Raw genomic sequence first — 14102 nt, 5'->3', positions numbered from 1 at the left:
GTTTGTTCCTTATTGCTTGATAATTCTGCCGGCTTGCAAAGTAATTTGCCTTGCACAACGTTCTGCTAGCTTAAGCTCGTGAGTCACGAGTACAAGCGTTGTGCCTGACTGCTGATTTAGTTCAAACAACAAATCTTCAATAATTTGACCATTACTGTTATCGAGATTTGCGGATGGTTCATCGGCAAACAACACTTTTGGTTGGCTGATAAATGCGCGAGCAATTGCTACCCTTTGCTGCTCACCACCAGAGAGTTGATTTGGATAATGGTCGTGTCTTTCTGCCAAGCCTACTTTTTCTAACCACTGTTCTGCCAATTGCCTAGCGTTAGCTACCCCCTTAAGCTCAGCAGGTAACATAACGTTCTCAAGCGCCGATAAAGCAGGGACCAATAAAAACTGTTGGAAAATAAAGCCTACGTTTTCACGTCTTAAACCGGCTCTTTGCTCTTCATCCAAAGATTCCAAGTTTTGCCCACACAAGTTAACACTGCCTTGGCTAGCGCTATCTAAGCCTGCCAGAATACTTAACAAGGTGGTTTTCCCCGAACCAGATGCGCCTACTATGGCCAAAGACTCACCTTGCTTTATTTGCAGGTTTATATCGTTCAATAAACTCAGGTTTCCGGCATGAGTTGCAACATGATGATTGAGTCCGCTGGCGTTTATGATTATGTTAGGCGCTAAAGTTGATTCGGTTGTTGGCATAAAAGTAGGTGCTCAAGAATGATGGTTAGACACAAAAGTAAAAGTTTTTCGCTGTTCGCACTATTTGTTTTACTCTTTTTTACATTGAATACAAAAGCTTTCTCTAATTCAAAATCTATTTTGATATTAGGCGACAGTTTAAGCGCAGGTTATGGCATGACAATCGACCAAGGTTGGGTTGCGCTCAGTCAACAATACTATAACGTGAATAATCAGCCAGTAGATCTTATCAACGCCAGTATTAGTGGCGAAACCACAGCTGGCGGGTTACGACGCCTTCCTAGCTTACTGGAACAACATAACATTGATTGGTTACTGATTGAATTAGGTGGGAACGACGGTTTACAAGGTCACCCAACCAGTAATATTGAAAACAACTTAAACGCAATAATCGACTTGGCAAAGCAACACGATGTGCAGGTGGCGTTAATGCAGATCCGTATTCCCCCTAACTATGGAAAGCGATACCGCCAAGCCTTTGAAGGACTTTACCCAAAAATTGCTGAACAGCAGCAAGTTGCCTACCTGCCCTTTTTTATTGAAGATATAGCGACTCAGACACATTTGATGCAAAACGATGGAATTCACCCGAATCAACAGGCACAGCCAATGATTAGCGAGCAAATGCAGCAGCAATTACTCGATTTGCTTTACAACTAGTTAGCCCGTTTGAGCAAAGCCATTTTGGTCTTGTAGTAGTTGTGACAAAGACGCTACGCGATCTTGCATCACCTTAATGGCCTCAAACTGATTCAGTGTTTTACGTTCGTCTAACACCATGCCCGCTTCTATCGCCATTAGCGTATACGTTTGCTCGCTAACCTCAACCACTACACAACGCGTTTGCGAATGCTCGGTTTGTAAAACAGCCAAGCTACCCAGTTCCAGCAGATTTTGCGAAGAAGTCGCGATACTTTTGAAGAACCAACTTTGCGGCATTAAAGGCTTTAGAAATTGCGCTGAGGCAACAGCATTCAGGCAAATTTGAACTTTGATGGGATCTGACCAATTAAAGGATTCTAATTGCTCTAGAAATTGATAATAAAGCTGAGTGTGCTCGGCAGTAAATGGGCTGTCTTCTTGGGCATGTTGAACACAACGCTTTTTACACAACTTAGACACAAACAACATATTCGGTCCTAACTCAAGAGTCATTACTCCCTTATTAGAATCAAATACCCAGTGCCATTGTTTATTAGGTTGAATTAACATTATTTAAAAACAGAACTATCCGTGTTGAGCTCACTTAATAAACAAATGTACTACGTGAGCCCAACAAAAACAAATATATTTACTATTTTTTATACAGCATTCGATATTTGTTTAATTAATTCCGGGCCTTTGTAAATAAATCCACTATAAACCTGAACTAATTTAGCGCCTGCATCCATTTTTTCTTTTGCAGCCATGGCTGAATCTATTCCACCTACCCCGATAATTGGGATCTCAGATTTCAAATAATGATCTAATTTTCGAATCACTTCGGTAGACTTTAATTGCAAAGGACGACCACTCAAGCCACCGGCTTCAGCTGCGTGCGGCATACCCTCAATCATAGAGCGCTCAAGGGTGGTATTGGTGGCGATGACGCCATCAAGTTTATATTTGAGTAAAGAGTCACTTATCTGTTCTATTTCATCTTCAGATAAATCTGGTGCAATTTTGATCAATAAAGGAACGTGTTTATTATATTGCTGAGTTAATTGATCTTTACGCTCAGTCAGATCCTTTAATAGATCTTCTAATGCTTCACCATATTGTAAAGATCGTAAACCAGGAGTATTTGGACTAGATATATTAACAGCAATGTATGAAGCATGTGGAAATGCTTTATTCATGCCTATTAAATAATCATCTTTTCCTTTCTCAACAGGAGTATCAAAGTTTTTGCCAATATTGATCCCAAGGATCCCTTTGAACTGACTTTGTTCTACATTATTTATTAAGTTATCGATCCCTAAATTATTAAAGCCCATACGATTAATTAAACCGTCGGCTTCTAATACCCTAAAGATACGCGGTTTGTCATTACCCGACTGTGCACGTGGTGTAACCGTACCTACTTCAACAAAACCAAAGCCCATTGCGTCAAACGCTTGAATACACTCACCGTTTTTATCTAGACCAGCGGCTAAACCCACCGGGTTAGGGAATGTAAGCCCCATTAACTCTACCGGGTTAGAAGGTACATGTTGGCGATAAACACGATCTAACAGTGTTCCACCAGTGCGTTTAAACATCTCGATAGTAAGATCGTGAGCGCGTTCTGGATCAAGTTGGAAAATTAGTTTTCGAGCAAGTGGGTAATACATTTAAACTCCTAGTATAAGACCCCCGAAGATGCAGGGCTTCGGGGGCAGTATTTTATACTAATTTACGGAGCAGTTTAAATTTAAAAGGTTCAATTCCCTCAATAAAACTGAAAATTTAGCAAACTCATGGGTATTGCCGGTCTTAAAGTCCGCTAACATGTGGTTCCAACGGTCTAACAGACCTTCATGAGCAGCTAACCAATCATCTAGCGCATCGCTACTTTCCATTTTAGCGGCCCACTTAAGTGCACTCACGGTAAGTTGACGTTGTTGCCAATCCAGATCTTCTCTAAACGAGGATCTTGCCAATGCCTGCCAATGATTATCAACACTTTGCAGATTAATTTGCGCTAAGAACCAGTGCAAACCAATGTTTGCGCCCAAGTTAAAGTAAAGCTTAGCTACCGCTACAATATCTTGCTCAGCCTGCTCTGCGACTTCAGTAAGATCTAGTACCGAATAAATCGAATTCATTTTAGCCATTGCACAAGCGATATCCGCAGGTACATGTTGGTCTTGCAATTCTTTCGATTCGGCGTTTACTAGTTTTACTTCTTCTGGAGCAAGAACTTCCATTAAGCTTTGCTGTAACTGTAAGTAACTAGGTCGGTAACGATCTATTTGTTGGGCAATACTTAACGAACGATCGCGTAGCGTTAAGAAACGACGTGTAGCGCGACGAATAATTCGACGCATGTTATCCATCATCTTAAGCTGCAACTGTGCGTTAACTTTATTATCGAGGCTCTCAATCTTGTCAAACAACTCCCACACACCAAATACTTGGCAGGCAATCACATAACAAGTACAAATTTCTGCTGGATGAGCACCAGTTTCTTCGACTAAGCGCGTTACAAAGTTAAAACCAACGTCGTCTACCACTTTGTTTGCCAATCGAGTCGCCACAATTTCGTGACGTAAAGGATGGCTATGCATTTGCTCTACATAGCGCTCTTGTAGCAATACTGGAAAAGATTTAACTAGGGTTTGACTCAAATATGGATCTTCAGTGACTTCTTCAACATTGAACCACTCTTTGAGTACCATTTTCCCGTAAGCCACCAACACAGATAATTCTGGGCGGGTTAACCCTAAACCATTAGATTGGCGCTCTATTAATTCTTCGTCTGTAGGTAAAAACTCCAGGCTTCTGTTGAGTAAACCATCCCGCTCTAGCGCGTGCATAAAGCGAATGATTTCTTTAACCGTGCTGGCCCCTAATTGCTCAGTAATACTAATCGACTGCCCTTGGCGATAGGCATTTTCGAGCACTATTTCTGAAACGTTTTCGGTCATATCCACCAACAACTTGTTACGTTGTTTCTCGGTAAGATCCCCGTTCGTGACTAAACCATTTAGCAGAATTTTGATATTTACTTCGTTATCAGAGCAATCTACGCCACCTACGTTGTCAGTAAAATCGGTGTTTATACGTCCGCCATTGGCTGCAATCTCAATTCTACCCAGCTGTGTAATTCCAAGGTTTCCGCCTTCGCCAACAATTTTAGCGCCTAACTGATTACCATTAATCCGTAGGCTGTCGTTGGCGCGATCTCCCACATCGGAGTCTGATTCGCTGGTAGATTTAATATAAGTTCCAATACCGCCATTCCAGAACAGATCGACGGGTGAACACAAAATAAGTTTGATTAACGCGTTAGGCGTTACATTAGTTTCTTTGGTTGCTAGCAGTTGTTGAATTTGTGGGCTCAACTTAATTGATTTAGCACTACGCAAGAAAATGCCACCGCCTTCGCTAATTAGGCTGGTGTTGTAGTCTTGCCAAGATGAGCGAGGTAACTCAAATAAGCGTTTACGCTCTACAAATGAACTCGCAGCATCAGGCGTTGGATCAATAATAATGTGCATATGGTTAAATGCAGCCACTAAACAAGTATGTTCAGATAACAACATACCATTACCAAATACATCTCCAGCCATATCGCCTACTGCAACACAGCTAAAGTCTGTGGTTTGGCAATCAACACCAATTTCTCGAAAGTGACGTTTTACCGATTCCCAAGCACCACGAGCGGTGATGCCCATGCCTTTGTGGTCGTAGCCATTGCTGCCACCAGAAGCAAATGCGTCTCCCATCCAAAATTGATACTCGTGGCTTAATTGGTTAGCAATATCTGAAAAGGTTGCCGTGCCTTTATCGGCGGCTACTACCAAATAAGGGTCGTCTTCATCTCGGCGTACCACCTGCTTAGGCGGGACTATTTCACCTTTTACATTGTTGTCGGTAATGTCTAGCAAACCACGAATAAAGATGCGATAGCACTCTTTACCTTCCGTTAGCCACGCGTCTCTATCACTGGCGCTTGGTAGGCGTTTACAAACAAAACCACCTTTTGCGCCAACCGGAACAATCACCGTATTTTTTACTTGTTGTGCTTTAACTAAACCCAACACTTCAGTTCTGAAGTCTTCTCGGCGATCAGACCAACGTAATCCGCCACGAGCTACTTTACCGCCGCGTAAGTGCACCCCTTCTACTCGAGGAGAATAGACAAAGATTTCAAACATCGGAACAGGTTGTGGCATGTCGGAGATCAGGCTTGGATTCATCTTAAATGAGATATAATCTTTAATGCCTTTTTCTTGGTTAAGCTGATAAAAATTGGTACGTAACGTTGCTTTAATCATTTCCAAATAACGACGAATGATTCGATCGTCATCAAGGTTCTCTACACCATCTAACAAGCTAATTAGCTTGGCTTCTATTTTCTCTTCCGTTTTATCTGAACGTTTTAAACCCGGATTAAAACGGCGACGGAACAACTCCATGAGTAGCATTGAGATATCAGGGTAATTAGCAAAGGTTTCTTCAATATAACTTTGACTAAAATTGCTACCTATTTGGCGCATATATTTAGCGTAAGCGCGCAATAACGCCACATCTCTCCCTGAGGCTTGTGCAGCTAATACCAAACGGTTAAAGCCATCATCTTCAAGTTGGCCAGACCAAATCTCGGCTAAGGCATGCTGGAAGTTATCTCGATTTTGTTCAATATCTAAGTCTTGTGCACCAACAAACAACATCGCGAAATCTAGTACCCAATACACTTTGTCGTCGCTAGTAGTTAGCCGATAAGGTGTTTCACCAATAACGCGAAGCCCCATATTTTCTAACATCGGGAGAATGTCGGATAAGTGCAAAGGCTCATTTAAGTGAAATAGCTTTAAGCGTACATGGTTGGTATTGAGCTTTTCTTCCTGTGGGCGATAAAACAACATACCGAGTTGGTTTTCATCACTTAAGTCTTCAAACTGAATAATGTCTGCCACTGCAGAGCCTGGTAGCACGTTTTCTTTATAAGAACGTGGAAAGGCTGTTTGGTACTTGTTGCTTAACTGAATCGCGCGTTCTTCGCCAAAATTAGAAATCAGTGAGTCAACTAGCCTATCTTCCCAAGTTCTAGCCGCTTCAATGAGGTTGGTTTGTAACTCGCTCAAGTCGAACTCCTGATTATTATCTACTCTCACAAGGTAATGAGTTCGTGCCATTGACCCTTCGGTGAAATAGGTAGAAAACTCCACATCTTCTTTAGATTTAAAATGTTGCTTTAGAATCTGCTGGCTATGAATACGTAAAGCCGTGTTGTAGCGCTCTTTGGTGGTGTATACCAAACAAGAATAGAAACGACCATAGATGTCTTTGCGTACAAACAGCTTCACTAAATCGCGTTCTTGAATCTGTTCGACACCCAAGCCAATATCGAGCAACTCATCTTCGGTGGCTTGAATTAACTCATCGCGCGGATAAGTCTCCATAATATTCAGCAAAGACTTGTAAGCGTGGGAGCCGGCCGGCAAATCGGAGTTCACCATAATTCTGGCAAGCTTTTGATTGATTAACGGGATCTCTAAGGCACTGCGGTTATAAATGGATGAAGCATATAAACCGATAAAGCGATGTTCACCAATTACTGTGCCTTTACTATCGAAAATCTTCACGCCAACGTGGTCGATATAGGCGGGACGATGTACTCGTGACTTGTGATTGCTTTTATTAAGCACCAAGGGCGTTTGATTAGTGGCGAGATCTCGTCCGGCACTTGTGTAACTCGATAGGGTCACCACTTGACTGGTGACATATTCTCGGTACAAACCTAAGCTGCCGCTTTCGTCCGGAATCAGTTGTAAATCACCTTTTATCTTTTTCAAACTGTAGTGGCGGTAGCCCATCAAAGTGAAATTATTATCTGCCATCCAGGCCAAAAAGGCGGTACTTTGGCTCAACGATTCTTCACCCGCTAAACCTTTACTCTTAGCCAATTCATTACTAACCGTTTTCAGCTTTTCTAACATCAAAGCCCAGTCATTTACCACTACATTGACTTCGTCTAATACGGTATTTAATTCTTTGCTTAAACGACGCAGCGCTTTTTCGTCACTTTGGCGATCAATCTCAATCATGAATACGGTTTGATTGCCCAACTCAGCATGCTGCACATCATGCACTGAGGTGATTTGATTGTTCGCATCTCTATCTAAACGCATTGGCTGATGCATTAGCAGATGGGTATTTATGCCACTACGCCCTAACGCCATCCGCATAGAGTCCACCAAAAAAGGGGAATCTGGAACCACAATCTCGATAATAGTATGAGTAGATTGCCAGCCATGGCGGCTTAGTTCAGGGTTATAAACATTGATATGACGGTCGCAGGTTTGAGTAAGATTGAGGGCATTCCATAAGCCCACCCCTACCCCATATAAATCGCTGTCGCTGCGATTGGCGAGATCGTCGCTGCCCATGCCAGAAAACAGCCGAGAGAGAAACTCCTCGGCTAATGGCGCAGCCTTTGAATCAAGTTTCTGATTAACAATTTGGTAGACTTTTTTAAGCAGTACGGAGGCGTGTTGCTGCGCTCTTGTCATAACGCATTCCTTATCCTAGTAGAGTAAAATTATTATTGTTTAAAACAACGGCTTATTGTTTATTTTAGTGTAGTTCGGTTTAGAGAATAATCGATAAGATATACGCTAAACCTTACAAACAATTAGACCATGCTTTTACATTTTTACAACATTGTTGACTAGATTTTTTGAAGCGATAGGAATTTATTTTCGTTATCGGTAGATAAGACAAAACGACCGCTCACTCCACCAGAATTTAAAAAAGGTAAAAAGCGAAGTGCAGGAATTTGGATCCGCTTACCGGTTTGGTCGGTAGCGATAACTGAACGGGCGCTACCTTTGTAGACCCGTTCAAATTCCAAGTAAGAAATGTGTAAATTAAAAATGTACTGCTTCATCGGATACTTGGTTAATTAAGCCTTTAGTTGCTGTAAACCATTAGTGACTTTTTCAAATAAATCTTTACTAAGATCGTCCAAGCTAGCTAATCGTTCTAATTGCTTAATTATCAGTCCTTTGCGTTCATCGTCAAGTTTCACCGTTTGAATTAATGGTGTGATTAAACGAGACGCTACCTGTGGGTTTTGAGTATTAAGAATACACAGAATATCTGTTAAGTAGCGGTAACCAGAACCATCTTTAGCATGGAAATGACGAGCATTGTTATTAGCAAAGCTACCAATTAAGGAACGAACTCGATTTGGGTTTTCCATGGTAAAGCTTGGGTGTTGGCTTAGACCCTTAACCCGTTCTAATGCGCCATCCTCTGAAAAGCTCGCTTGTAATGCTAACCACTTATCCATCACCAAACCATCGTGCTGCCAGTTTTTTTCATAATCGTTAAACATGGCTGCACGCTGTTCGATAGCAGCATTATTTGCAGCAGACATGGCAGCAAGTTTATTGGTCATTAATGGGCTTTCAAAATAAGCGTCTGCCACTAGACTAGGTTTGCTATAGGCCAAGTACTGTAAACAAGCCGCGCGTAATGAGCGCAAGGCAATATCTGAATGGGCTAAGCTTTGTTGGTCTTGTTCAGCGCAGCGTTGTTCTAGCAACAAGAACTGCTCGGCTAAGTGCTCTGCCAATTTATCGATAAAGAAATCACGCGCCTTAGCGATAGCATCAATATCTACTCGCTCAAAACTATCGGCGATTTCATTTTCACCACTAATCGTTAGCAACTCTGCCAATAAACCTTTATCGATATTTTGATCTTCCAGTAACTGGCGGAACGTAGCCACAATTGCTTGATCAATTTCTAGGGCTTTATCTTGCTGAATAGCGCTCACCGCTTGAACCATCCACCCAGTCACTAATTTTTGCATACCGTCCCAACGGGCGAAGGTATTTGAAGCATGATTAATAATCAGCAATAGCTGCTCGGTAGAATAAGACAGATCTAACTTAACCGGCGCAGAGAATTCTTGCAGCATGACCAAAGTAGGTTGTTCGCTAATGTTATCAAACAACCACGTTTGCTTATCTTCAGTTAACTCCAGCACCTCTGACACAGCTAAACCATTAATTTCTAGCGCAAAAGCCTGTCCACTGTTAGCCAATAGCTCAATAGATACCGGAATATGCAGCGCTTGTTTGTTGGTTTGCTCGGCCGTTGCAGGAGTATGTTGGCGAATACTTAAACTGAATTGCTTGTTTACTTCATCGTAAGTACTTTCAACATTAAGTATCGGTGTACCCGATTGGCTATACCAGCGTTTAAACACCGTTAAATCTTTTCCACTGGCATCTTGCATTGCGCTAACAAAGTCATCGCAGGTGGCTGCTTGGCCATCATGGCGTTCTACATATGTTTGCATACCAGCCTGAAAGCCCTCTTCGCCCAATAAGGTATGTAACATACGAATCACTTCTGCGCCTTTCTCATACACCGTAAGGGTGTAAAAGTTGTTCATCTCAATCACTTTATCGGGGCGGATTGGATGCGCCATTGGGCCTGCGTCTTCAGCAAATTGGTGGCTACGCAGTACTCGAACATTCTTAATACGGTTTACCGCGCGCGAGCCTAAATCAGAGCTAAACTCTTGATCACGAAATACGGTTAATCCTTCTTTTAAAGACAGTTGAAACCAATCTCGACAAGTAATGCGGTTACCCGTCCAGTTGTGAAAATACTCATGACCAATCACGGCTTCAATGCCTAAAAAGTCGTTATCTGTAGCACTTTCTTTGTTGGCCAATACATACTTTGAGTTAAATACGTTTAAGCCCTTATTCTCCATGGCACCCATGTTGAAAAAATCAACGGCCACAATCATGTAAATGTCTAGGTCGTATTCAAGATTAAAGCGCTCTTCATCCCATTTCATAGAGGCTTTTAAAGACGCCATTGCATGCTCGGTTCGGTTCAGATTGCCCTTATCAACAAATAATTCTAATGCAATCGTTCGACCAGACTGAGTCACAAAGCTGTCTTCGAGTAGATCAAAGTCACCTGCGACTAAAGCAAACAAATAACAAGGTTTTGGAAACGGGTCTTGCCAGCTTACCCAGTGTTTGCCATTTTCTAATTCGCCTTGGTCAACCTTATTACCATTGGATAGCAAAAATGGATATTGAGCTTGGTCAGCAATAATCTTAGTAGAATACGTCGCCAGTACATCGGGACGATCTAAGAAATAAGTAATGCGGCGAAAACCTTCTGCTTCACATTGCGTACAAAACGCATCACCCGATTGATATAAGCCTTCAAAGGCTTTATTTTCTGCTGGATTAATTTGAGTAACAATGGCTAGTTCAAACTGCTCTGGAAGGTTTCGAATGACCAGTTGAGAATCACTCATTTGATAATCGTGGTGTGTCTCACCATTAACTCGTAAACTAACTAACTCAAGCTTTTCGCCATCTAATATCAAGTCACAAGCGTGTTCAGCTTTACGCACGACGGATGACACCGCAGTAACTCGAGTAGATTGAGGTTCTAAATCAAACTCTAAGGCCACACTATCGATTGTGTAAGTAGGTGCTTGGTAGTCTGAGCGGAATTTGGCTGTAGGTTGAGCTGAAGAGTCGGCCATGAAACGTCCTTATATAGAATGTCGAAAATACACGAATTAAGATGAAGTTATTGTAAAAGATATTAGTTAGTGCAGCTAACCTTTTCAGCTTAAGGCTAAAAACAAAAAAGTCGGCCTAAGCCGACTTTTTAATAGCAATAAACTTAGAACGACAGTAAACCCACCGCATTCAAAAATACTACTGCAATAGCGATAGGCGATATGAAGCGCACGCTTTTAGAGAACATTTGAAAAGCTTGGCTTTCTAAACCCATTCCTTTCTTAACGTTGTCAGCTTGAACAATCCAACCGACAAATACGGCAATGAATAAGCCACCAAGTGGTAGAAGTATGTTCGCGGTAATGTAATCTAAAACTTCAAAGAAGTTTTTACCCATTGGGCTTTCTTCAAATTGGAATATCTCCCAACCTGCAAATGAACCAATCGTACCTAGGCTTAATAACCAAACCGCGCCACCAGATACAATAGCAGCAATATTACGGCGGAAACCTTTACGCTCAACAAGGTATGCTGAAGTAGACTCAAGCAATGCTAATGCCGACGTAAATGCCGCTACCGTAACCATTACAAAAAATATTGTTGATACCACTCCACCTAGCGGCATAGTACCAAAGGCAATAGGTAACGATACAAACAGTAAACCTGGGCCCGCACTTGGCTCAATGCCATTGGCAAATACAATTGGGTAAATGGCTAAACCAGCCATTAGTGCAACAACGGTATCGGCGATAGCAATGTAGATAGAGGTTTTAGCAATAGACGCACCTTCAGGCAGGTAAGCGCCATAAACCATCATAATGCCCGAAGACAAACTTAGCGTGAAGAAGGCATGGCCAAGAGCCATAAGCACGCCATTTATGGTCAGTTTAGAAAAATCAGGACTAAACATGAAGCTAACTGCGGCGGCAAAATCACCGGTTATAGCTGCATAGATCATGATAATGGTAAGCAATACAAATAGCGCAGGCATTAACAAGGTAACGATACGTTCTAGGCCTTTAGTAACACCCTTAGCCAAAACAACTACAGTGCCAACTATTACCAACGTAGCCCAAAGAATAAGTTGCTTTGGATCAGAGGTTAAGTCGCCAAATAGCGCGCCAATTTGTTTCGCATCGCCTGCTGCAGCAGAAATGTCACCACCAGCAGATTTGAATACATACGCAACCGCCCAACCGGCAATAACGATGTAAAAGCTCAACACTAAGAAACCTGCAAGTACGCCCATGCCGCCAATGAAGGCCCAGTTTTTAGAGCGACCATTTTCTAAGGCGACTTTTGCGACAGCGTTCGCCGGTGTCGAACGGCCTTGTTTACCTAAATAAACCTCGGCCATCATCACCGGAATACCAATGAAAAGAATACATAATAGATACACTAGAACGAAGGCACCACCGCCATTTTCGCCCATAATGTAAGGGAATTTCCAAATATTACCTAAACCTACAGCAGCACCGGTAGCCGCTAAAATGTAAGCAAAGTTACTCGACCAGCGATTACTCACTGAAGTGTTATTACTCATGATTTTCTCTTTTTATATTGTGTTTGCTAATTGCGTCCGTGTTTTAGGCCGCCGATCTAAGCATAAACAGAATGAGAATTACAGAAAAAATGAATCTTTATGCTGAATTTATGCGATCCGTCATTGCAAGTAATCTATATAACACTCAATAGTCAGTTTAATATGCCGAATAATAATTCTTCAACAATGCATAAATTGCTATTTTATTGCAGCTAACTGTTGTTTAAGCCAGTCCCTTTCATAGCCTAGTACTGGATGAATTATTTGTCGTTGCCTTAGGGCCTTAGTTTGTTGTTCATTTAACGATACCCCATTTGTCATAAATACAAAGGGCGTCATTTGTCCCTGTTTTTCAATAAAACCCACTAGGTTTATTACGCCGTTTACATAGCCACTTTTAGCATGAATATGTGCTTTCAACGGTGGGCGCGTTACACTGCGTCGATACTTTAAAGTGCCACTTACCCCAGCTACCGGCAACTTATCAATAAGCGGGGTTAAATCAGGATCTTTTAACCAAAGCTCAAGCAGATTGTAGAGCAACTCGGCGCTGACCAAGTTTTCTCGAGATAAACCTGAGCCATCTCTTAAAGCCGTATAGCTAAGATCTAGACCTAGCTCGGTTAATTGTTGCTTAACCAACTCGCTAGCGGCTTGATAACTGCCCGCCCGTTGTTGCTCCACGGCAATCGTCTTAAACAAACTATCGGCAGTGAGGTTGTCCGATTCCACCAGCATGAATTCTACTAAATCGATGAGCGGAACCGAGCGGTGACTGAATGTTGAATTATATTCAGATAACTGGGTGCGATAACGTATTTTACCTTGGTAAGTCACCCCAAGTTGGCGTAATACTCTACGTAACTTAAGTGTGAAATATTGCTGTTCATCATTAATTGAAAAACGTAACGGCATCATCCTAGCGTTCTGGTCAATACAACCTTTGAGTTGATACTGGTTGTTATCCCCCACTATCAAGCTTTGTTCACAATCTTGATGCTCTCTACTCACCGTGGTTATCTGGTTATCAATGCTCAATAACTGAGTATCACTCACATGAAGTTTGCTTAACTGGCCTAATTCTCCTGGCTTTAAGTTGCCATTGACACAATTGCTATCGATGTTCAGCGCACTCACAGGTGAGGCAAAACAAATGCCTATATCATTCCAAACTTGGCCTTGGCTACGGGTATGACCACTAAAAACCCCCTCATCTATAGTTATTGAAGCCACTTCTTTTCCAAAACTTTTAGTGACTTGAGCTAATAGAGATTTAAGATCTTGAGAGCTAAAACTGGGGTCTCCACGCATATGTAAGCGAAGATGCGAACCTTTGGGACTAGGTTTCACACTCACTTGAGTATTAAAGCGATAATCTGCACCAAGTTGTTTAATGGCAGCAGTGGCGGTAATCACCTTTAAGGTACTAGCCGGGGTAAGCAACAATTGACTGTTTTGAGAACCATTAGGTCCAACAAAGCTAACAATGGTTCCAGGAGGCGAAACTAGTTCAGCTTGACTAGCCACTGAGAAAAAACAAAACCAGAGAAGGGAAATTTTAATAAACAGGGGCATGTTAATCGGCATTCATAAAATCAGTACCGAGAGTATATAAAAAAGGTGAACCGAAGTTCACCTTTTGCTTGTTATTTTAA

At 42.0% G+C, this 14102-nt stretch carries 9 protein-coding genes; 1 reads left to right on the top strand and 8 read right to left on the bottom strand.

Annotated features, from left to right (window positions below; translation table 11 throughout):
* Window positions 1–9: 9 nt before the first annotated feature.
* Window positions 10–708, bottom strand: coding sequence for an ABC transporter ATP-binding protein (locus ACLD71_RS15465; protein WP_411991258.1), 699 nt, complete (start codon window positions 706–708; stop codon window positions 10–12).
* An 18-nt stretch (window positions 709–726) separates the two neighbouring features.
* On the opposite strand from ACLD71_RS15465, the gene ACLD71_RS15460 reads away from it, so the two are divergent.
* Window positions 727–1368, top strand: coding sequence for an arylesterase (locus tag ACLD71_RS15460; RefSeq protein WP_411991257.1), 642 nt, complete (start codon window positions 727–729; stop codon window positions 1366–1368).
* Here ACLD71_RS15460 and ACLD71_RS15455 read toward each other — a convergent pair whose 3' ends face one another.
* The 7 genes from ACLD71_RS15455 to dacB all read right to left on the bottom strand — a co-directional run bounded on the left by ACLD71_RS15455 (window position 1369) and on the right by dacB (window position 13974).
* A complete protein-coding gene (locus ACLD71_RS15455) occupies window positions 1369–1920 on the bottom strand; it encodes a cell division protein ZapC domain-containing protein (RefSeq protein WP_411991256.1) in 552 nt (183 codons plus the stop codon).
* An 89-nt stretch (window positions 1921–2009) separates the two neighbouring features.
* Window positions 2010–3020, bottom strand: a complete 1011-nt coding sequence (gene pyrD, locus ACLD71_RS15450; RefSeq protein WP_303553152.1) for a quinone-dependent dihydroorotate dehydrogenase — start codon at window positions 3018–3020, stop codon at window positions 2010–2012.
* Window positions 3021–3077: 57 nt separating this feature from the next.
* Window positions 3078–7907 carry an NAD-glutamate dehydrogenase gene (locus ACLD71_RS15445; protein WP_411991255.1) on the bottom strand — a complete coding sequence of 1610 codons (4830 nt, stop codon included), beginning with the start codon at window positions 7905–7907 and terminating at the stop codon, window positions 3078–3080.
* Window positions 7908–8065: 158 nt separating this feature from the next.
* Complete coding sequence (locus ACLD71_RS15440; protein ID WP_303553150.1) at window positions 8066–8284, bottom strand: DUF2835 family protein; 219 nt, start codon at window positions 8282–8284, stop codon at window positions 8066–8068.
* 15 nt (window positions 8285–8299) lie between these two features.
* Window positions 8300–10924 carry an aminopeptidase N gene (gene pepN, locus ACLD71_RS15435; protein WP_411991254.1) on the bottom strand — a complete coding sequence of 875 codons (2625 nt, stop codon included), beginning with the start codon at window positions 10922–10924 and terminating at the stop codon, window positions 8300–8302.
* A gap of 143 nt (window positions 10925–11067) precedes the next feature.
* Entirely contained in the window at window positions 11068–12447 is a 1380-nt protein-coding gene (locus ACLD71_RS15430) for a sodium-dependent transporter (protein WP_137672944.1), read from the bottom strand.
* A gap of 198 nt (window positions 12448–12645) precedes the next feature.
* The gene (gene dacB, locus ACLD71_RS15425; protein WP_411991253.1) at window positions 12646–13974 is read right to left on the bottom strand and encodes a D-alanyl-D-alanine carboxypeptidase/D-alanyl-D-alanine-endopeptidase; all 1329 of its coding nucleotides are present in this window, start codon (window positions 13972–13974) and stop codon (window positions 12646–12648) included.
* Window positions 13975–14102 lie beyond the last annotated feature (128 nt).

It is taken from the genome of Agarivorans sp. DSG3-1, assembly GCF_046774965.1.
In the GTDB taxonomy this organism is placed as follows: Bacteria; Pseudomonadota; Gammaproteobacteria; order Enterobacterales; family Celerinatantimonadaceae; genus Agarivorans.
The sequence above is the reverse complement of the archived record's forward strand: the minus strand, read 5'-3'. Positions and strand labels throughout refer to the sequence as shown.